The following is a 20,968-nucleotide window of genomic DNA, read 5'->3' on the forward strand; positions in this document are numbered from 1 at the left end:
CTGATCGATGGGCCTTGTGCGGAGACTAGAAATCAAAAAAATCCACAACAGCAGCAAATCAAGATAACTGCATGTGACCGCAACCGCCGGAATAACGGTGACCTTTGCAAATTACGTTCAGATCTCAACGCGTAGCTATCGGAATATGTCGACAGTGCTTACGCGATTTGCCAGTCGACTGGAGAAATCGATGTAAAGACGATTATCTCTGTCTAATCGTTGCATAAGCAGATCGGAACATTGGACTGCGCTGGAAACCGCATACCTTCCAAATCAGACGCTGGTGGAGCGGGATCCGAGCGCAGTCATGGCGATCAGTCCGAGCATCATGCCATGCTTGGCTCGATCCTTAGTGGGAATTTCCCCTGCTTCAGCAGCGTCTCAAACTCGCCTTCGAGCCGGCCCAGACGGATCAGGCCATTCGACCAGCGATAACCTGCGTGGAAGAGCGCCAGGTTGCCCCATGGCGCAAAATAACAGAGGTCGCCCGCCGCCTCGTTGTCGAATAGTTCGCTTCCCTCTCCCGTCAGTTTGCGTGGAAGGTAGGCGATCTTTTCGTTGTGGCCGTAGTCATCGATCGTAAGATCATCGAGCGGAAGAAGCGAGAGGAGATCGCGGGCCGCTGGATTGTCGTACAGAGTTGCCGTCAAACTCTTATGATCGAAGGTAAATATTATTTTCATTTCCAATGTCTCTCGACTCCGCCGCTACCTCATCACCGTGGCGCCTGCTTGCCGAAGCCGCAGGCCGCCGCTGACGCCCCCTTCATCGGAGAGATTGCCCGGCGTTTCGGTGTCTTGTGGCATCAAGCGCAGTGAGCGGGCCACTGCCAGGATGGCCCATGCCGGAATAAACCGCCATTGGCGCACCGCGGCTCAGTGGCTGGAGATCGCGAGGCTGCACGACCGGATTCCGGCCGCATCTTGCTGGCCCGCCCCCTCCAGATAAACAGCAGTCACCGGTGCGACTGCTCTGCTATCATAGGGGCTTTCGACGGGCCGCGACGGGCGGCTCGACCCATGAGGCGGCAATGTCCCATTCATCCTCGCAAGTTGTCATCTGCGGCGCCGGGATCGCCGGCGTCGCGGCGGCCTATTCCCTGGCGGTAGTCTCTGGACTCGACAATGTGGTGCTGGTCGATGAGGGGCACCCCCTTTCGGTGACGTCGGACAAATCCACCGAGGCCTATCGAAACTGGTGGCCCGGCCCGGACCGGGCCATGACATCCTTCATGAATCGCAGCATCGATCTCATCGAGGGGATCGCCCACGCGACCGACAACCGTATCAATCTCAATCGGCGCGGCTACGTCTTTGCGACAGCGGATGCGGCCATGATTCCCTTTCTCGAGACCATGGCAAAGATGGCTGAGGCGAATGGCGGCGGCCCTGCTCGCTTTCATGGTTCGCCGGACAGCACCTACGCGCCCTCCGCCGAACGGGGCTTCGACAGCGGGTTGACCGGCGCGGACGTCATCACCGATCCGCTCCTAATCCGCCGGCATTTCCCCTATCTGGCGCCGGAGACGATCGCCCTGGCGCACGCCCGGCGGGCCGGCTGGCTCAGCGCCCAGCAACTGGGGATGGTGATGCTGGAAGAAGCCCGCGCGCACGGCGTGCAGATCGTCAAAGGCCGTGTCGACGGCTTCGACACGACTGGCGGGCGTGTTCGCGCCGTCCTTGTCGATCAGGGCGGCGAGCGTCAGACGCTGCCCGCCACCCACGCGGTGCTTGCCGCGGGACCGATGCAGGGCGCCATGGCGCGCATGATCGGCCTCGATCTCCCGATCAGGGCCGAGCGCCACTACAAGGTCAGTTTTGCCGATTCGCTTGGCGGCATGCCGCGCAATGCGCCGATGCTGATCTGGCTCGACCAGCAATACCTGCCCTGGACCGACGACGAGCGCGCGGCGCTCGCGGCCGACGATGAGGCGCAATGGCTTCTCGGGCCGTTCCCGGCGGGCGTCCATGGGCGCCCGGATGGCGCATCGGCGACGTTCATGCTCTTCAATCACCACGGCGATCCGGTCGATCCGATCTTTCCGCTGCCGGAGCCGGAGCACTACGCCGAGATTGCCCTGAGAGGCATGTCGACGATGGTGCCCGGGCTCAAGGTCTACGATGGCGAGATCCCACGGCCCCACATTGATGGCGGCTACTACATGAGGACGCAGGAGAACCGGCCGCTCATCGGACCCGTCCCGGTCGAAGGCGCTTACATCTCGTGCGCCTTCTCAGGGTTCGGCGTGATGGCATCCTGTGCGGGCGGGGAACTCATCGCCCGCTACATCACGGAGTCCGCCTTGCCCGACTACGCGCAGGCGTTCCTGCTGTCCCGTTATCAGGACGCTGCCTATGCCACCCTTCTTGAGAATTGGGGAGACGGCGGTCAGCTCTGACAATCTGTCCGAAGCCTCCGAGGTGCGGGAGGGCAGAGCGTGCCGGTGATGGAGACCTGGATCGGAACATGATGTTGCGCAGCCTTGGCTGCATGAAGAGGCAGGTATCGTGGCGCTGCCGGAACGCGCCTCGCTCAGGTTAGTAAGGGGATCGGGACCTCCCGCCATCACCCACCGAATGCCGTCTGTCATGCCACGCCCTGCACTCCCGCATAAAGCATGATCGGCGAAAAGGCTGGCGAAGGACCCGGATTTGCCGCTTGATCACGGCCGGTCCCATCATGGGATCGTCAACAAGCAGGCATGGCCTGGCGGGAACGGCTCAGGAAGGCAAGAGATGACCAACAGGGTATTGGCCTGGCCCGCAATGCTCGGCTTGGCTGCTCTCCTTCCGGGTTGCGACAGCGAGCAGGCCTATCGGCCGCCGCCGCCCGCAGAGGTTCGCGTTGCACAGCCCGTCGCGCGCGCCATGACCAGGTCTCTCGACCTGACAGGTCAAACAAACGCGGCCAAGCGGGTCGATCTGGTGGCCCGTGTGCCGGGCACGCTGACGGATATCCGCTACAAGGATGGTGATGCGGTCAAGCAGGGCGATATCCTGTTCGTCATTGAGCAGGACAACTACAAGCTCAGCCTGCAGCTCGCCGAGGCTGCCGAGGCGCAGCAGCGGGCCCTCCTCGTCCAGTCTGAATCCGACCTTGCGCGCCAGAAGCAGCTCGCCAGCCGACAGGCCGCCTCCGAAGCGGCGCTCGAGAACGCTCTCAGCAAGCGTGATTCGGCTGCCGCCGGCCGCGAGCAGACGGAGGCGCAGGTGTCGCAAGCGCGCTTGAATCTGGCCTACACGGAGGTCAAAGCACCGTTTGATGGCATCGTCTCGGCGCGTCTCGTCGATGTGGGCGCGCTGGTTGGAGTCGGCGGTCCGACACGGCTCGCCAGCATCGTTCAGGCCGACCCGATCCAGGTGAAATTCTCCCTCGACGAGCAAGTGGTCCTGCGCATTCGCGCCGCCATGCTCCAACGCAATCTGACCCTGGCCGACCTGGGCACGATCCCGGTGGAGATCGGCCTCGACACTGAGACCGGCTATCCGCATCTGGGTCGGCTGGACTATGTGGCGCCGGAGCTCGACGCCAGCAGCGGCACGCTCACAGTCCGCGCCGTCGTGCCCAACCCCAATCGCGTGCTCCTGCCGGGAATGTTCGTGCGCGTGCGGTTGCCGCTGCAACGCGACGTCCCGTCCCTGCTCGTGCCCGACAGCGCGCTGGGGGCAAACCAGGCCGGGCGTTATCTCCTTGTGGTCAACGGTGCGGATGTGGTCGAAGAGCGGCCGGTCGAGATCGGCGAGCTGACCGACGGCGGCCTTCGTGTGATCCGGTCGGGTGTCACCGCGTCCGATCGCGTGGTGGTGGGCCAGTTGCAGGCCGCCATTGCGGGCGCCAAGGTCCGGCCCGTCGCCGAGACGGGGGCTGTGACGCGCTGATGGCCAAGTTCTTCATCGAGCGACCGGTTCTGGCCAATGTCATCGCCGTTCTCACCATTCTGCTGGGTCTGGTCGCGCTTCTCCGGCTGCCAGTCTCGCAATATCCGGACGTCGTGCCCCCGACCGTGCAGGTCACCACCCGTTATCCGGGCGCCAGTGCTGCCGTGATGGCGCGTGAGGTCGCGCTGCCCATCGAGCAGAAGGTCAATGGCGTCGAGGGCATGATCTACATGTCGTCCACGAGCAGCAGCGACGGGCTCTACACCCTGACCGTCACCTTTCGGATTGGCACCGACGCCGACATGGCGCAGATCCTGGTGCAGAACCGCGTGGCCGCCGCGCTGCCTCTCCTGCCGTCGGTGGTGCAGGTCCAGGGCGTGCAGACCAGCAAGCGCTCGACCGCGATCCTGGAGATCGTCGCCCTGACTTCGAGCGAAAAGCGCCACGACAATCTGTTCCTGTCGAACTACGCCACATTGAGCCTGCTTGACGAGATCTCGCGTATTGACGGCGTCGGCAGCGTCAACGTCTTCGGCGCCGGTCAATACGCGATGCGCATCTGGCTCGACCCCGACAAGCTGCAGGCACGCGGGCTTCTTCCGGCGGACGTCATCAATGCGGTGAATCTGCAGAACCGCTCCGTCGCCTCCGGCCAGCTCGGCACATCGCCGACCTCAACTCCGCAGGCCTTTCAATATACCCTCGTGGCCCCTGGCCGGCTCGACGACGTTGCGGCGTTCGAGGCCATTATCGTCAAGGCCGATGGCGCAGAGGGCGGCAGGATTACGCGCTTGAAGGACGTGGCGCGGATCGAGCTTGGCGCGCAGGCCTACAGCCAGGACTTCCGGCTCGACGGGCAACCTGCGGCTGGCCTTGCGGTCTTCCAGCTGCCGGAGGCCAATGCGCTTGATGTTGCCAAACGCGTCGAGGCCAAGATGGCGACTCTCGCCGAGCGCTTTCCGCAAGGCATGCAGTGGAGCGTGCCGTTCGACACGACGCGCTTCGTCAAAGCCTCCATGGACGCCGTCTACCACACCCTGTTCGAGGCTGCGGCGCTCGTCCTGCTGGTTATCCTGATCTTCCTGCAGGACTGGCGCGCGATGTTGGTGCCAGCCACTACGGTCCCGGTGACAATCATCGGCGCCTTTGCGGCCATGGCGGCGTTCGGCTTCACTGTAAACATCTCGACGTTGCTGGCTGTGGTGCTCGCCATCGGCATCGTCGTGGACGATGCCATTGTGGTGGTGGAAGGCGCGGTCAAGCACATGGAGCGCGGCCTCAACGCGCACGATGCCACCATCGCGGCGATGGATGAACTGATGGGTCCGATCATCGGCATCACGCTTGTGCTGATGGCGGTCTTTTTGCCGGCCGCATTCCTGCCTGGCTTGAGCGGTCAGATCTATCAGCAATTCGCCCTTGTGATCGCCGCCACCGCACTCATCAGCGCCATCAATGCCGTGACGTTGAAGCCCGCCCAGTGCGCGCTCTGGCTGCGGCCTCCCAAGCCCGTGCGGGAGCGCGCGCTTGTCTTCCGGCTTTTCGAGAGGGGTTATGTTGCCTGCGAAAGGGGCTACACTCGCATCATCCGCCGACTGGTGACGTACAGCGGGACGGTCTTCGCGCTTACCCTGGTGCTCGTCGGATTGTCTGTCGCGGCGCTGACCCGCATCCCGACCTCCTTCCTCCCGGTCGAGGATCAGGGCTATTTCCTCGCCTCCGTGCAATTGCCGGACGGCGCCTCGCTTGATCGCACGACACGCACGCTCGAGACCATCACCGAACGGGCCCGGGCGGTGCCGGGGGTCGACAAGGTGATCGCCATCGCGGGGCTTTCTGCCATGAACGACAATGCCAGCCTGGCCAATGCCGGCGTGGCCTATATCATGCTGACCGACTGGAAGGCGCGCCGCGCCGGCGAGGACCTTCGGGGTCTCTATGCGGCATTGTCGAAGGCGCTCGCGGGTCTTGATGACGGTGTTGCGCTGGTGCTCCCGCCGCCGCCGATCCAGGGCATCGGCAATGCGTCAGGGTTCACCATGAAGGTCGAACTGCGCGACGGCACCTTCGATTACGAAAAGCTTCAGCGTCTCGCGGATGCGATCGCCCAGCGGGCGCGGGACCAGAACCTGTTTCAGGTCGTGCGCAATACCTTCAGCGCTCGCGCACCGCAGGTCGAGGTCGTGATCGATCGCACCAAGGCCGAAACCCTTGGCGTGTCGTTCGGCACGGCGAGCGATACGCTGGGTGCCTATGTGGGCTCGGCCTATATCGGACAATTCAGCAAATCGGGTCGTGTCTTCCAGGTCTATGCCCAGGCCGAGGCGCAGGCGCGGATGGGGCCTGATGCTCTGCAGAGCCTGAAGATCCGGAGCAAGACCGGCGAGATGGTGCCCCTCGGCGCCATCGCCGATATTCGCACGGGCATCGGGCCGTCGCTGATCAGCTTCCACAATCTCTACCCCGCCGCGACGCTGATCGGCGTTCCCAACCGCGATGTCAGCTCTGGTCAAGGGCTGGCTGTCCTCGAGGAGATTGCCGCGCAGACGCTGCCGTCCGGAACGGGCTATGAATGGAGCGCGCTGTCTTATCAGGAGAAAGAGGTCGGCGGGCAGGTGCTGATGGTCTACGGCCTGAGCCTGTTGCTGGTCTATCTCGTTCTCGCCGGACAATACGGCAGCTGGATCGCGCCAATCGGCATCATCCTGTCGGTGCCGCTTGCGCTTCTTGGCACGGCGGGGGCGATGCTGGCGCTGGGCCTTTCCAGCAATCTCTACACGCAGATCGGGCTCATTCTGCTGATCGCATTGTCGGCCAAGAACGCGATCCTGATCGTGGGCTTTGCCCGCGACCTTCATTTGAAGGACGGCGTGCCGGTGGTGGAGGCCGCGGTGGAGGCGGCGCGACTGCGTCTGCGACCGATCGTGATGACGTCGTTTGCCTTCATCCTTGGCTTGCTGCCCCTGGTCCTCGCCAGTGGTGCCGGCGCGAATGCCCAGCGGTCGATCGGCTTTGCGACGTTGACCGGGATGATAGGCTCGACGCTCCTGACGGTCGTTGTCGTCCCGTCGTTGTTTGTCGTATTGCAGCGCCTGGAGTCCCGCTTTAGCGCGCAACGCAGAGCGGTGTCTCAGGGTGGAATCTGACAACCGTGCTGTCGTCGCGGATCCGAAGCGAAGCCGCGTCAGATTCCCATGACAGAGAACAGAACGCGGCTGAGCTGGCTATCCGGCGTATCGAGCTGGCGGGGCTCGGTAAAGTGGTTTGCCGTGAAGAGCGGGGTGCGGCTCGCGAGGCGGCCCATTCCTTCCAGCGCATCCGCGAACGTGCTGGACTGGCGCCGAAACTCGGGACTGTCTGAAACCGCCCATGAGACGGCGACCGGGCAGGAAATCCGGTCGAGGTGACGCATGGCGCTTGCCGCAGCCAGCTCATCTGCGCTGATCTGCACATACTTCCCGCGTGACGAGAGCATGGCCGGGTAAAGCTCGTACATGCCGCTCATCAACAACGCACCCTTGAGGGTGTCGGCCGGAAGCCCGCGCATCTCCCAATCGGTAATCAGCACGCAACTTGCCAGATGCGCACCTGAGGAATGGCCGGCGAGGTAGACGCGCTTGGGGTCGCCGCCGAAACTTTCCGCATTGCGCACGGCCCAGCCAACGGCCTTGCGGCACTGCTCGATCATCTCGGGGAGGCGAACCTGCGTCACGTTGTTGAAATCCGGCGCGAGAAACGCTGCGCCCCGCCCCACGACCGTGGGCGCGGGAAAGGAGGCATCCAGCCGTGAATTGAACAGCCAGGCGCCACCATGGATATAGACGAGAACCGGCGTGCCTTGCGGGTTGGGCGGCGTGAAGATATCGACGACTTCAACATCGGCCGTCCCATAGCGCTCTGTCCGAGGGGGCATCCTCTGTCGAACTTCTGCGCTCGCCCGGCGGTCGTCCAGTTGAAGAGCGTTGAGCGTCGGCGTCCAGAACGCCTGATCATAAGCTTCGTCCAGCTGCTGCTGCGTATAATCCAGGAAGCGTGAAGCCTCCTGCGCCCTCGCTGCTGTGACGACAGAGGAACCGAACGTGGCACCGAGCGCAACGGTGCCCATCATGAACTGCCGACGATGCATGAATGCCCCGCGAATCACTTGAGAAGATCTGCCGCACGGTCGAGGCCGGCCTGCGCACAGGCCTCATCCTTCTCGCCGCCGGGCGAACCCGACACGGCGACGGCTCCGATGGTGTCGCCGTCCACGATGACGGGAAGGCCGCCTTGCGCTGGCATGATATGGTTCAGGAGGACAAGTTCGTCACCGGGATCAGCCCTGACCCGTCTCTCAATATTGACAGAAGGCTGCCGATAAGTGAGCGCCGTGTAGGCGCGGCGAAAACTGTTTTCAATGGAATGGGGCGGAGAGCGATCACCCCGAAGGTGCACGAGAATCTGCGCCTCGCGGCCCACCACGGCCACGGAGACAGTGTAGCCCTGCGCCTTGCAATGGCTCGCGGCCGTCGTGGCGATGACAAGGGCAGTGTCGAGCGCCAGATCCTTATGGGCGATGAGTTGAGCGCCCGCAGGCGTCGTCAGCGTGCCGACAAGGATGGCGGCACAAACACCCCGACTCAAAGCCATGACTCTTTTCCTTCGCTATGCCTATAGTAGAATCACGGTGCGGCATCGCGTGTCAACGACTGCATGCGCGACGAGACGTTCCGGAGAATGCCCCCAACAGGAAGTCACGCATGCGCGTCTTGAGTTTGTTATCATGTCTGGCCGCGTTGCTCACAGTCGCAGCACCCGCCGCCGGTCAAACATCGAATGACTGGACCACCGGATTGCCGCGGCAGGACATCAAGGTGAAGGCGTGGCCGGGCGGAAAGAAAGTCGCGGTCGCATTTGTGCTTTATGTCGAGGTTTGGGGTCGCGGTCAGGGACCGAATTTCCGCCCCGACATGACAGATCGCAAACCCGATCTCGTGGACGAGGCCTTCCGTCAATACGCCATCAACTGGGGATTGCCGCGTGTAGGGCGCCTCTTTGGCGAAATGAAGGTGCCGCTCAGCCTGGCGCTGAACGCACAGTTTCCAGAACAGCAGCCGGTCGCCTGGCGGGAATTGCGCGGCCTTGTGCCGAGCGCACCTATCGTGGCTCACGGACTCAACAACACGACCGATCTGCTGCCCTTGTCAAAGGGACCCGAGGCGCAACGCGCCTACATCCGCCAGACAATCGACATGATCGAGAAAAGCACCGGTGTTCGCAGCACAGGGTGGTCGAGTCCGAGCGTTTATCCGAACGCGGACACCTACGCGGCGACCGCCTCCGAAGGCATCGTGTATTCACTCGACGGGATGGATTCGGACGTCCTGTCGCGCCTCGGGTCTGAACCGCATCCGCTTTGGCTGGTGCCCTATCCGCCGACTGTGGTCGACATGGGCCAGTATCTGTCGCGCTTCAAGGAAGCCAGCGATCTTGAACGGTTGTGGACCGACTACGTCAGCGAACTCGTCCGCGAGGCGAGGGCCGATCCGGCCCGTGACGCGACGGTGGTCGCCATCGGCATTCATCCCTTTGTGGTGGGCACGCCGTCCGGCGCTGCAGCCTTGCGTCGAGTTCTGACGACGCTGCAACAGCAGGATCTGGTGTGGTTGACCGATCCCGAGGCCATCATCAAGGCGACGGGCGTTCAATAGGCGGTCGTCAATCCGATCCGGCGAGTCAGAGGCGAACAACCACCTGCCCGACCCCTGCGCGCGTCTCCAGTGCGTGGTGGGCTGCCGCAATGTTCTCCAGGGCGAAAGGCTCCATGATGGTGGGCCGCAGGGTGCTGCGCCTGAGCATCGCGGTGATCTCCGCAATGGCGGCATGGCGCGCTGCTTCGGGCAGGATGTAGCTGGAGATGAGCCGGATCTGGGCACCTTTGAGTTGAAGCGCGTAGTAGGGGATGCGTGGTTCGGGATCGCTGGGGGATGAATAGCTGGCAATGATGCCGTCCCGCCTGATGACCGCCGCGTCGAGACCGGCATTGGCGGCGAAATCGAGTTCGATGATGCGGTCGACACCCTCCGGGGCAAGGTCCGTGATGAGTTGCGCCAGGCGCATGTCACGGCGATCGAGCACGTGATCCGCACCCGCCTTTCGGGCGATCTTGGCCGTTTCGCTCGATCCCGCTGTCGCGATAATCGTCGCACCGGCTTGTTTGGCAAACTGAATCGCACATTCGCCAACCGCGCCACCGCCGCCCTGGACAAGGATGGTCAGTCCGGCCACTGACCCGTCGGCGAAAATCGCGTAATGGGCGGTGCAGGCGGGAATCCCGAGGCACGCGCCGACGTCGAAGGAGGCCTCGTCCGGCAGCGGCACCGCATTCTCCACGGGCACCGTCAGGGACTCGCACGCAGTGCCCCACTCGAAAGCATCAAGCGTGAAGGTCTTGCCGGGGATGCTCCAGACCCAGACCCGTCGGCCGATCCACGCCGGCGAGACCCCGTCACCCACGGCCTCGACGATTCCGGCCCCATCGCTGTGAGGGATGATGGGGCGCAGGAGAGGGCCGTTGCTCCGCCAGCCCGCGCGGCGTTTCACATCGGACGGGTTAACGCCCGATGCGTGGATGCGAACGAGCAGCTGGCCCGGCTGGGCGTGGGGCGTTGCCACAGTGCTGATTGCGAGCACGTCTTGGGCGGCGCCGACGCGATCGTAGGAGGCGGCTCTCATGGTGTTTTTCCCCACACTTGCGGACGCGCATCCGCGAAATTCTTGTCGTGGGCGCCCTCTGCAGGCGCGATTCAGGTCTCGCTGATTGATGTCTCGCGGTCCGATGCGTGGGCCTCCTCGGCGGGGTTGTCCACGTACTCGAACCAGTCGCCCCAGGTCCACGTGCTTTTCAGCACTTCTGCCAGCTGGAAAGTTTCGGTGCTTGTGATCTCGGGAATGGCCGAGGGCAAGGTCTCGCTCACAAAGCGGTGCAGATCCTTCACGTCGCGATGCAGGGACTGAATGGTGATGTCGGCCGAACCGAACGAGGTTCCCACAAAGCGAATGTTGGGAAAGGCCGTCAGCCTTTTGGCGGCGTCCTGGACATGGCCGGGACGGATCCGCACGAGGATGAGCGCCACCACGCCAACCCCCAGCGCCAGGGGACTTCCCACTGCCGTTACGCGGATGAGCCCCTCGTCCTGCAGGCGCGTCATGCGCGAGCGGACGGTTCCCTCCGAGACGCCGAGTTCCCGCGCGATGTCTCGGTAGGGGCGGCGTCCGTCGCGCGCAAGCGCGGACACGATCCGTCGATCCAGGTCGTCGAGACTCTCAGGCACTCATGCTCTCCTCTGCCCAGCTTTTTGGCACTTGGCATCCAGTTCATGCATCACGCTATGCCAAGACTGTTGACCTAGCGAGAATAATCCGCGTAGTTTTTCGCAATGCGTAATTTCAGTAGCAATTAACTACGCAGGGCGTAATTCTGTGTCAATGCGGAATTGTCCTCGGTGGTCCACAGGAACGGAGATTGAATCATGAGAGTCACCCAGCTGCTCGCTGCCGCGTCGTTGTTGGCTGGCGCATCCATCGCTACCGCTCAGGCGGCCGATCCGGTCAAGATCACGTTCTTCATCTGGGCGGGATCGAACCAGGGCATCGTGCCCCTCGAGGTCATCGAAAAATACAAAGCCAAGAACCCGAACGTCACCATCAATATCCTCGAATCGAACAATGCGATCACGTTCCCGAAGATGGTTGCGGCACGCCGCACCACCCCGGACGATCCGCTTGTGCATTGCGGCTTCTTCAACATCGACTCCGTGACCAAGGGCGATGTCGCTGGCCTTTGGGCCCCGTTCGACGAGAAGCGCGTCACCAATCTGAAGAACGTCATTCCGGAATACAAGCGGCCGGAGAACCGCGGTGTCGGCTATCAGATGTCCGGCATCGGAATTCTCTACAACAAGGATCAGGTGAAGGAGCCGCCGACCACCTGGGCTGACATGTGGGACCCGAAATATCGCGGTCGCGTGACCATGTTCGACTACGATACCCGCATGCTGGCGATCGCCGCGCGCCTGAATGGCGGCGACGAGAACAAGCCCGATCCCGGCTTCGAGGTGTGGGCGAAGAACGCCAAGAACTTCCGCGCCCTTGTGGATTCCAACGATGCGGTGAAAAATCTTCTCGTCTCCGGCGATGCCCATATCGCGCCGTGGTTCTCCGGCCTGAGCTATGTCTGGCTTTCAGAAGGCTCGCCGCTGGGCTTTGCCATCCCGAAGGAAGGCGCCATCGCGTTCCCGATGTTTCTCGCCATGGTCGATGGCGTCACGCCTGCCCAGAAGGCGGTCTGCGAAGATCTCATCAACACATTGATGGAACCCGACAATGCGGGCCGCTACAGCAAGCTGACCTTTTCGGTCCCGCTCGTCTCCAACGCGACGCTGGACGAAGAGCAGAAGAAGAACCCCATGCTCAACATGGAACTCGCCAAGAACGCCATTGCGCTCGACTACAATCACATCGGCGAAGTGGCGGCCGATTGGCGTGAGCGATGGGACCGCGAGGTCAAGACGAAGCTGCGCTGATACTTTCCAAACCAGGCACACCCGCGGATTGCGATCCGCGGGTGATCTGTCAATCGATCAACGAGGTGAACCTTGCATCCGGATGTCGAATTCAGAAGCGTTACCAAACGCTTCGGAAGTTACCTGGCGGTCAGCGACGTGTCGTTCGTCGTCCCGCGCGGTAGCTTCTTCTCACTGCTCGGTCCATCCGGCTGCGGCAAGTCGACGACCCTTCGTATGACCAGCGGCTTCGAGTTTCCCGACGTTGGGGAAATTCTCATCGCCGGTGAGGACATGTCCAACGTCGCGCCCTATCGGCGCCCCACCAACATGGTATTTCAGCGCTGGGCGCTGTTCCCTCATATGACCGTCTACGACAACGTCGCGTTCGGCCTCACCGTGGACCGCGTCGCACCGGCGGAGCTCAAGACGCGGGTGGGCGAGGCGCTCGAACTCGTCGGGTTGACCAGTTTTGCGGCGCGCAAGCCAAAGCAGCTCTCGGGCGGCCAGATGCAACGCGTGGCGCTGGCGCGTGCGCTGGTGAAGCGCCCAAAGGTTCTGCTTCTCGACGAGCCCTTGGGCGCCCTCGACCTCAAGCTGCGTGTGCAGATGCAACTCGAGCTGAAGCGGATTCAGCGCGAGGTCGGCACGACCTTCATCTACGTCACGCATGATCAGGGCGAGGCGCTGACGATGTCCGACCAGATCGCGGTCATGAACAATGGTCGGATCGAGCAACTCGGCTCGCCGCAGGATATCTACGATCGGCCGATGACTCGATTCGTTGCGAACTTCATCGGCAATGCAAATATCCTTCCTGTCGAAGTTGATGGTATCTCGGGCACACAGGCCCGGGTTCATATGGGCAGCCTCAGCTTCGTCACCGACGTGTCGGAGCCTCCGGCGACCAGGAAAGCTCTCATCGCGATCCGCTACGAGCGCATTCGGATCGGGGAGGCCGCGCGGGGCCTGCCGGTCATGACGCGAGGCCTCGTGCGCGACGCGATTTTTGCCGGCTCGGCGGTCCACTATCTCATGACGCTGGAGGCCAACCAGGCTGAAATTACCGTCGAGGCCGCCCACGATGGACTGAGCCAGCCGATCGCGCCCGGCACGACGGTCGACCTGGGATGGGAACCGAGCGCAACAAGGCTTTTCCCAGATGCCTGAAACCGCTCATCCAGCCTCCAGTCTGAAGCTCGCGATTGCTCCGGACGCGTCACTTCCGGCGCGCCAGCGGGGGGCCTGGCGACGCAGAAGCATCCCGTTTCTTCTGCTGCTCCCAACGCTGCTGCTGATGGGCTATACGTTCATCCTGCCCCTGCTGACCTTTTTCCAGTACAGCTTTTTCACCTACCGCCGTGGCCGTCTTGTGGAGGAATTCTCTCTCGAGACCTACCGCCGCTTCCTGTTTGACGGCTATTACCGAACGATCATCCTGGACACGCTGTGGATGTCGGCCCTGGTGACGATCGTGGCCGTCATCATCGGCTACCCGCTCGCCTATGCGCTCTGGCGCCTCGAACGCCCCTGGATGAAGCGTTGGCTGTCGCTGATCATCTTCTCGCCGATTATCGTCAGCGTCGTCGTCCGCAGTTACGGATGGACCGTGCTCCTGGCCGATCAGGGGCCCCTCAATTGGATGCTGCTCAAGCTCGGTCTGATCAGTGCGCCGTTGACGCTTGTGTTCAACCTCACCGGCGTCGTGATCAGCCTCAGCCATGTGTTCCTACCCTTCATCGTTTTCCCGATCTACGCATCGATGACGCGGCTCGACCCAGCGTTGCGGGAGGCCGCTATGGATCTGGGCGCCGGGTGGTGGTTCACGTTCCGGCGAGTCACGCTCCCGCTGACTCTGCCCGGCCTGGTGGCGGCCACGCAGATCGCCTTTACGCTGGCACTCGGGGCTTTCGTGACACCCGCAATGCTGGGCGGCGGGCGTGTGCAGGTCCTGCCGCTGCAGGTCTACCATGCCACGACCGACATCAACTGGCCCGTGGCCGCCGTCGGCGGGTTGACGCTTCTGCTCATGGCGTTTGTTTCGGTTGCGCTGTTCAACCGCCTGCTCAAATACAGCGAGGCTTGAGCCATGACCCTCTCCTCTCTGCCGCCGCTGCGATACATGCTGCTTTGGCTGTTCACCGCTTTGGGCGTCGTCTTCATCATTGCGCCCCTCGCCGTGGTGATCGTCAATTCGTTCTCGAGCGTCGCCTACAACGTCTTTCCGCCAGAGGGCTTCTCGACTCGCTGGTATGAGAACCTCGCCGGACAGGCGGCGTTCTATGGAGCGGCATGGCGGAGCCTTGTCCTCGCCGGGCTTGCGACCGCGGGAGCACTCGTGATCGGCACGATGGCCGCCTACGCGTTGGTGCGCTATCCACTCCCGATGCCAAGCCTCCTCAAGGCGTTCCTGCTGGCGCCCATCGTGATCCCTAAAATCGTGCTCGGCGTGGCGCTCTTCATGTTCTTCGTCCGCATCAAGATGTTCGGAAGCTATTCGAGCCTTCTGCTGACCCACATGCTGATCGTCCTGCCGTTCGTGATCTCGCTTGTCTCCGCTGCGCTCTATAATTTCGACTGGACGCTGCAGGAAGCCGCCATGGATCTGGGCGCGCGTCCGCTGCAGACCTTCATCCGCGTCGTCCTCCCGGAGATTTCCGTATCCATGGTGGTGGCGGCGGTATTCGCCTTCGTCACGTCGTTCGATCAGGTCGAGACCACGCTCTTCCTGGTGCGGACCGACAGCAATACGCTCCCCATCGAAATGTTTCTCTATCTGCAGAAGTGGCAGGATCCCACGATTGCCGCTCTGTCATCGGTGCTGATCCTCTTCGCCGTCAGCATCGTGGCCGGCCTGGCGCTCGTGTTGCGCAACCGCCAACTGCCCCTTGATATGCGACCCCAGAAGGACGACACGCCGTGACCAAAAAACATCTGCAGACGGTCATCGACGCCATCGATGGCGGATTGATGATGCGCCACATGGCCGTTTTCGATCGCTACACGAAATATGCCGGGACACCCGAGGAGCTGGAGAGCCTGCGTTATTGCGAAGAGCAGATGCGCGCGTACGGCTTCGCGACGGAGATCGTCCAGCACGATGCGCTGATCAGCATTCCGGGTAAGGCCTCTGTGACGTTTGCCGGGAGGGATATGCGGTCGATCAGCCACTCGTTTTCACGGTCGTCGCCGGCTGGCGGCCTCACGTCGGCCATCGTAGATGTGGGTGACGGCTCGGCCTCGGCCTTTGCCCAGACCGATGTGAAGGGCAAGATCGTGCTGGTGGATGGTATCGCCAATCCGGCCGTGTCCCTGCGCGCGTCCCAGGCGGGGGCGGCGGGCCAGCTCCACATCTCGCCCCATGAGCACCTCCACGAGATGTGCGTCTCTTCGGTCTGGGGCAGCCCGACTCACGAGACGCGCGACAGACTGCCCTCGACCGTGATCCTGACGATCCCGCTGGACGAGGGACAAGCAGTGCGGGCGGCGTTGGCTGCGACGCCGCATGTGGAAGTCACGCTCCAAGCGGAGGTCGATACCGGCTGGCGCAAGACGCCGATCCTGGTTGCCGATCTTCCCAGCCTCGAAGGCGACGGGGAGGAACCGTTCATCTTCTACACCGGACACCATGACACCTGGTATTTCGGCGTGATGGACAATGGCGGCGCCAACGCCACGATGATGGAAGTGGCGCGCATCGCGGCGGCCCACCGCTCGGAATGGCGGCGGGGGCTGCGCGTGGTGTTCTGGTCCGGTCACTCGCAGGGGCGCTACTCGAGCTCGTCCTGGTATGCGGACGAGCACTGGGAAGAGCTTTCCCGTCGCGCGCTGGTGCATGTGAACGTCGATTCAACCGGCGGCAAGGGCAATGTCATTGTGGCCGACACAACGGCGGCGGCGGAACTGCGCGGCCTCGCCAGCGAGGCGATCGCCGCCTACAGCGATCAGACGTTCTCCAACCGTCGCCTCAGTCGCGCCGGCGATCAGTCATTCTGGGGCATCGGTGTGCCGGGCATTTTCCAGAACATGAGCGAGCAGCCTGCCTCTGGCCAGGCGAACGCGTCCGCGGCGGTTTTCGGCGCCGGCAACAGGCTCGGCCGCGGCACCGGCTGGTGGTGGCACAACCCTGCCGACACACTCGACAAGATCGAGGAATCCATCCTCGTGCGCGACACCAAGATCTACATGCACGCCGTCTGGCGGCTGCTGACCGACCCGGTCCTGCCGCTCGACTATGCCGAGCACGCCCGCTATCTCTCCAACGAGATCGCCACGATGCAAAAGAGCGTCGGGGATCGGTTCGACCTTTCGGTCTTGGCAGAGAGAGCAGCACGCCTGGGTGATCTCGCCCGTGACTTCGATGCCGAAGCATCTGCAGCATCGAGCGATCGCGCCGAGGGTATCAACCGGGTTCTGAAGACTGTCTCGCGCGCGATCGTGCCAGTCGATTACACCATGGGCGATCGCTTCGAGCAGGATCCGGCGCTTGCCCAGAGCCCCTATCCGAGTCTCGAGGCCGCCAAATCATTCGGCGAACTCGACCCTTCGTCAGATGACGCGAAGTTCCTCACGGTGGGAATGATGCGGGCGCGGAACCGCATCGCGGTCGCCCTGTCCAGCGCCATCACGGCCTTCGAAGACGGCTTGCGGGACCTGCGAGCATAAGCGTCGCTCCCTGAGAGAAAGGATCATCCCATGTTGCTCACTGATAAGGTTGCCTTCGTCACCGGCGGAGCCGGCCGACTTGGCCGCGCCATCGTTACGACATTTGCCCGCGAAGGCGCTGCGGTTGTCCTCGCCGATCTCGATCCCGCGCGCGCCGAGGAGGCCGCGCGGGAGATATCCGGCAAGACCAATGGCCGGGTGATTGCCGTCACCGGCGACGTGTCGCAAGCCGCCGATGTCGCCCGTATGGTCGAGGAAGCGACGCAGGCCGTCGGGCTTCCCGACATCCTCGTCAATGCCCACGGGATCTTCCCGAATGTTCCCGTCCTCGACGTCGATCCCGATGTCTGGGATCGCATTTTCGCCGTCAACGTGCGCGGCTCCATGCTTCCCGCACAGGCGTTGGCGCGGCGCTGGATCACCAACGGCGTCAAAGGCTCGATCGTCAATATTTCGTCCGGTGCCTCACGGTCGGCCCGGGCGGGGGGCGCGGGCTATGCGGGCTCGAAGGCTGCCGTCAACCTGCTGACCGAGACACTCGCCATCGAGCTCGGACCGCACGGCATCCGTGTCAACGCGGTGGCCCCGGGGCTGATCATGGACAATGTGGTGACAGAGGAGAGCGACGCGCTCCACCCCTATGTCAACATGACGCTTCGTGGCACACCGATGGGCCGCACAGGCCACGCCAACGATATCGCCGAGGCTGTCGCTTTCCTGGCGTCGGAGCGCTCCGCCTGGACCACGGGCGCCATCCTCGAAGTCACGGGCGGAACCCATTGCGGACGCACCTACATGCCGACGACACAGGGCCTTCGCTGATGGACGCTCGTTCGTTCGCGATCGTCGGCGCTGGAGCGATCGGCGGCATTGTGGGCGCCCATCTGATCAAGGCGGGCCATGCGGTCATCTTCATCGAATCCAATGCCGACCATCGCGCCGCGATCCGCGCCGACGGCCTCAAGATATCGGGCCATCGCGACATCGTCGTCCATCCCGAGGTTTTCGCGCCGGGCGAGTTTAACGGTCTGGTGTCGCACCTTCTGCTGGCCGTGAAATCGCGGGACACTAATGCCGCGCTCTCGCCGCTCTCTCACCTTCTGGCCGATGACGGATATGTGGTGTCCCTGCAGAACGGCCTTGAGGAATACAAGATTGCCGAAATCGTCGGAAACCCTCGCACCATCGGCGCCTACCTGACATTCGGCGGCTTCTACAAGGAGCCGGGACACATTGTCTACGGCGGCCCGGGGAGCTTCAAGGTCGGCGAACTCGACGGCAGCATCACACCGAGGCTCGAGGATCTGCAGCAAGCCCTCTCCCATCAGCAGCCGGTTCAGACGACGTCGAACATTTTCGGCTACCTGTGGGCCAAGATGGCGCTCGGCGCCGTCTATTTCGGAACCGCCACTGTCGATGCGCCTGTGTTAGACATCTACGCCGATGCGCGCTGCCGAACCGTTCTCGGCCGGTTCGCCGGCGAGGCCGTTGCGGTGGCCGATGCGCTGAAGGTGGGAATCGAGAATTGCGACGGCTTCGATCCCAAGGCGTTCCGCATGACGGGTGCCGTTGACGACGAGGCGGTCGAGGCCTCCTGGAAGGCGCAGGACACCTATTGGCGTAGCCACGACAACACGCATACGGGAGTCTGGCGGGACCTGGCGATCCACAAGCGGCCGACCGAGGTCGATTGGCAGGTCGGAGAGATCATCCGGCTGGCGGACCAGATCGGCCAGGATGTGCCGAATCTCAAGACGTTGCGCCAGATCATCAAGGAGATCGAAGAAGGCGCCCGCAGCCAGAGCTGGGCGAACCTTCAATCGCTGGCCTAGTCATCCGCTGGGACAGCACCGGGTTGGAGCAAGCAGAGCCAAGGGGCGCCGGCCGCCGCTACCGGCCGTCGCTCCAGCCATGGTCATCATTCAGTTCGGCCACCATGGCGCCGGTATCGACCGGGTAAAACCGCTTCCCGATGGCAGCGACAAACGCGCGTTTGGGAGAGGTAATGACCTCCACCTCGCGCCCGAACACGTCGACAACCCGCCCGACCACGCCGCCGTCCTCGATGAGGTCACCGGCTCCTACGGACGGCATGAAAAACCCACCGGCGCGCGTGAAGGCGAGATCACAGGTGCCGATGGTGCGATACTGTGAGGGTGCGGGCGCACCATCGGCGAGGATGCCAGCGGCGTGCGCAACGCCCCGGACCGCCTGCGCAAACCGATCGATATCCGCGTCCGGTGTTTCCCCGCCGCCGCCGCACTCAACGATCAGACTTGGTACTCCCAATGCGGTCAAGCGGGTGAACATGGCGCATGACAACCAGGAATCGCGGGCTGCCCACACCACGTCCGTCGCGGCAGCCCTGGCATAGCGGCCCGATGCCAGGGAGGCATCCGAACCGTCGTCCCAGAAGATGCTGTAGAACGGCACGACGGCCTCGGCGCCGCCCGAGTGCAGGTCGACCACGATGTCCGCCGTGGCATGGGCCGCTTCCATCAGCCGGAATGCCATCTGACGGGTGATCGACCCGTCGAGCGTGCCCGGAAAGAGCCGGTTCATATTCTCGCCGTCTTGTGGCGTGTTGCGCGTCTGGGCGCGAAACGCGAGAGGGTTGGCGGCAAGCACCCCGACGATGGCGCCAGACATGCTCTCGAGATCAAGCGCGTGCAGACAGCGTGTGAGACCCAGTGTGCCACCCACCTCGCCGCCATGGATGGCGGCCTGCACCCACAGGATCGGTCCGGGACGGGCACCGGCGGCGATCATGACCGGCGCCGCCACTGGCCCATCAATCTGATGGGCCAGTGGCAATGCGCCGATTGTCATCCGGCCGGGTTGGAGCACGGCGGAACCGACAGTCAGACTCTGCCAACGTCCGCTGTCCATGGTCAGGCCGCCCGCGGGTTGAGGCCGATATGGATCAGCGTCTCGCCGGTTGCCATCACGGGACCGGGATGGATGGCCAGAACGATTCCAGCCGCCGGACTCTTCGCCTCCGCCCGAGCATTGCCGAACATGTCGTAATACTGCCCGATGACCGTTCCTTCCTCGACCGTGTCGCCGCACAGGACGCGCCGCTCGAACAACCCGCCGTCCGTTGCCGTGACCCACTCGAAGTTTGAGAAGAAGTTCATGGTGCCATAGTCTTTCACGGCTCCTTCCTCCATTCCCAGGACCCTGAGAACATTGTGCAGCCGGTCGACCGCATCGGCCACGGATTCGTCCGTGAAGGCGCGGATCTTTCCGCCGCACTCGACGATGAAGCTGGCGATGCCTGCCTTCGCGGCCGTCATCATCGCCGACCCGGCAAGGATGGAATCGGGAGCTGGGAGCGTGTCGCGGTAGCCGAAGGCGCGGGCCACCTTTTCGGACATTTCGCCAGCCTTTCCGTCGACCTGGGGAAAGAGGGCCCAGCGGACATCGGGCGTGAGCGCCGTATGAAAGTCGATCAGGACATCCGCGTACTTCTTCAACGGCTCGTACAGCGCATAGGCCATCTGCTGCGTGATCGTTCCGCCCTGATCGCCCGGAAACTGGCGGTTGAGATCGCCCCCGTTATAGCCCTCATAAGGGCTCATCCGACGCTTGGTCTGAAAGGCCGAAACGTTGAGGATGGGGAGGGCAACGACCGTGCCTTTCAGGGTCGCGGGATCGAGACTGCGCACGAAGTCATGGATGATATAGGTGCCGCAATACTCGTTCCCGTGGACGCAGCCATGCATCCACACGACCGGTCCATCCTGTTCTCCCTGGACGATGACGACGGGCGCATTGAGCGGCGAGCCGTCCGGCGCATCCGCGATCTTCAGGACGCCCTTGGTAACGCCCGCTCCCTTGGAGTGAGCGGTTCCGACAATGATTTCTTTTGACATGACAGTC

At 63.1% G+C, this 20,968-nt stretch carries 17 protein-coding genes and 1 pseudogene; 11 read left to right on the forward strand and 7 right to left on the reverse strand.

From position 1 onward, the window contains the following. Positions 1–326 precede the first annotated feature (326 nt). Positions 327–695 (reverse strand): annotated as a pseudogene (locus J4G32_RS13475) (cyclophilin-like fold protein); the annotation flags it as partial. A 335-nt stretch (positions 696–1,030) separates the two neighbouring features. Between J4G32_RS13475 and J4G32_RS13480 the strand changes: the two are divergent. The 3 genes from J4G32_RS13480 to J4G32_RS13490 all read left to right on the forward strand — a co-directional run bounded on the left by J4G32_RS13480 (position 1,031) and on the right by J4G32_RS13490 (position 7,024). Further along, a complete protein-coding gene (locus J4G32_RS13480) occupies positions 1,031–2,398 on the forward strand; it encodes an NAD(P)/FAD-dependent oxidoreductase (protein WP_210495199.1) in 1,368 nt (455 codons plus the stop codon). Positions 2,399–2,735: 337 nt separating this feature from the next. After that, on the forward strand, positions 2,736–3,878 hold the full coding sequence (locus J4G32_RS13485) for an efflux RND transporter periplasmic adaptor subunit (RefSeq protein WP_210495203.1): 1,143 nt from the start codon (positions 2,736–2,738) through the stop codon (positions 3,876–3,878). Next, positions 3,875–7,024, forward strand: coding sequence for an efflux RND transporter permease subunit (locus J4G32_RS13490; protein ID WP_210496096.1), 3,150 nt, complete (start codon positions 3,875–3,877; stop codon positions 7,022–7,024). The genes J4G32_RS13485 and J4G32_RS13490 overlap by 4 nt, the downstream gene beginning before the upstream one ends. A 38-nt stretch (positions 7,025–7,062) precedes the next feature. Here the strand turns inward: J4G32_RS13490 and J4G32_RS13495 are convergent, their stop codons facing one another. Together J4G32_RS13495 and J4G32_RS13500 are read right to left on the reverse strand one after the other, a co-directional pair. Beyond that, entirely contained in the window at positions 7,063–8,004 is a 942-nt protein-coding gene (locus tag J4G32_RS13495) for an alpha/beta hydrolase (RefSeq protein ID WP_210495207.1), read from the reverse strand. A 14-nt stretch (positions 8,005–8,018) separates the two neighbouring features. After that, positions 8,019–8,507, reverse strand: a complete 489-nt coding sequence (locus J4G32_RS13500; RefSeq protein ID WP_210495213.1) for a GlcG/HbpS family heme-binding protein — start codon at positions 8,505–8,507, stop codon at positions 8,019–8,021. Positions 8,508–8,617: 110 nt separating this feature from the next. On the opposite strand from J4G32_RS13500, the gene J4G32_RS13505 reads away from it, so the two are divergent. After that, positions 8,618–9,568, forward strand: a complete 951-nt coding sequence (locus tag J4G32_RS13505) for a polysaccharide deacetylase family protein (RefSeq protein WP_210495216.1) — start codon at positions 8,618–8,620, stop codon at positions 9,566–9,568. 25 nt (positions 9,569–9,593) lie between these two features. Here J4G32_RS13505 and J4G32_RS13510 read toward each other — a convergent pair whose 3' ends face one another. Both J4G32_RS13510 and J4G32_RS13515 read right to left on the reverse strand, forming a co-directional pair. Continuing rightward, positions 9,594–10,592 (reverse strand): NADPH:quinone reductase, encoded by a 999-nt coding sequence (locus J4G32_RS13510; protein WP_210495221.1) that lies wholly within the window; start codon positions 10,590–10,592, stop codon positions 9,594–9,596. Between the two features lie 71 nt (positions 10,593–10,663). After that, positions 10,664–11,191 carry an Lrp/AsnC family transcriptional regulator gene (locus J4G32_RS13515; protein WP_210495225.1) on the reverse strand — a complete coding sequence of 176 codons (528 nt, stop codon included), beginning with the start codon at positions 11,189–11,191 and terminating at the stop codon, positions 10,664–10,666. Between the two features lie 198 nt (positions 11,192–11,389). Between J4G32_RS13515 and J4G32_RS13520 the strand changes: the two genes are divergently transcribed. From J4G32_RS13520 to J4G32_RS13550, 7 genes are all read left to right on the forward strand, one after another. Continuing rightward, on the forward strand, positions 11,390–12,442 hold the full coding sequence (locus J4G32_RS13520) for an ABC transporter substrate-binding protein (protein WP_210495230.1): 1,053 nt from the start codon (positions 11,390–11,392) through the stop codon (positions 12,440–12,442). Positions 12,443–12,514: 72 nt separating this feature from the next. After that, complete coding sequence (locus J4G32_RS13525) at positions 12,515–13,591, forward strand: ABC transporter ATP-binding protein (protein WP_210495233.1); 1,077 nt, start codon at positions 12,515–12,517, stop codon at positions 13,589–13,591. Further along, entirely contained in the window at positions 13,584–14,507 is a 924-nt protein-coding gene (locus tag J4G32_RS13530; protein ID WP_210495236.1) for an ABC transporter permease, read from the forward strand. Before J4G32_RS13525 ends, J4G32_RS13530 begins: the two co-directional genes overlap by 8 nt. 3 nt (positions 14,508–14,510) lie before the next feature. Then, the gene (locus J4G32_RS13535; RefSeq protein WP_210495239.1) at positions 14,511–15,344 is read left to right on the forward strand and encodes an ABC transporter permease; all 834 of its coding nucleotides are present in this window, start codon (positions 14,511–14,513) and stop codon (positions 15,342–15,344) included. Next, positions 15,341–17,086, forward strand: a complete 1,746-nt coding sequence (locus tag J4G32_RS13540; RefSeq protein WP_210495241.1) for a M28 family peptidase — start codon at positions 15,341–15,343, stop codon at positions 17,084–17,086. Before J4G32_RS13535 ends, J4G32_RS13540 begins: the two co-directional genes overlap by 4 nt. 30 nt (positions 17,087–17,116) lie before the next feature. Beyond that, positions 17,117–17,908 (forward strand): SDR family NAD(P)-dependent oxidoreductase, encoded by a 792-nt coding sequence (locus tag J4G32_RS13545; RefSeq protein ID WP_210495244.1) that lies wholly within the window; start codon positions 17,117–17,119, stop codon positions 17,906–17,908. Further along, complete coding sequence (locus J4G32_RS13550) at positions 17,908–18,918, forward strand: ketopantoate reductase family protein (RefSeq protein ID WP_210495246.1); 1,011 nt, start codon at positions 17,908–17,910, stop codon at positions 18,916–18,918. The genes J4G32_RS13545 and J4G32_RS13550 overlap by 1 nt, the downstream gene beginning before the upstream one ends. A 58-nt stretch (positions 18,919–18,976) precedes the next feature. Here the strand turns inward: J4G32_RS13550 and J4G32_RS13555 are convergent, their stop codons facing one another. Next, entirely contained in the window at positions 18,977–19,975 is a 999-nt protein-coding gene (locus tag J4G32_RS13555; protein WP_210495249.1) for a M14 family metallopeptidase, read from the reverse strand. Between the two features lie 2 nt (positions 19,976–19,977). Beyond that, entirely contained in the window at positions 19,978–20,961 is a 984-nt protein-coding gene (locus tag J4G32_RS13560) for a succinylglutamate desuccinylase/aspartoacylase family protein (protein ID WP_210495250.1), read from the reverse strand. Between the last annotated feature and the right edge of the window lie 7 nt (positions 20,962–20,968).

This window comes from Microvirga antarctica, from assembly GCF_017921815.1.
Taxonomy (GTDB): domain Bacteria; phylum Pseudomonadota; class Alphaproteobacteria; order Rhizobiales; family Beijerinckiaceae; genus Microvirga; species Microvirga antarctica.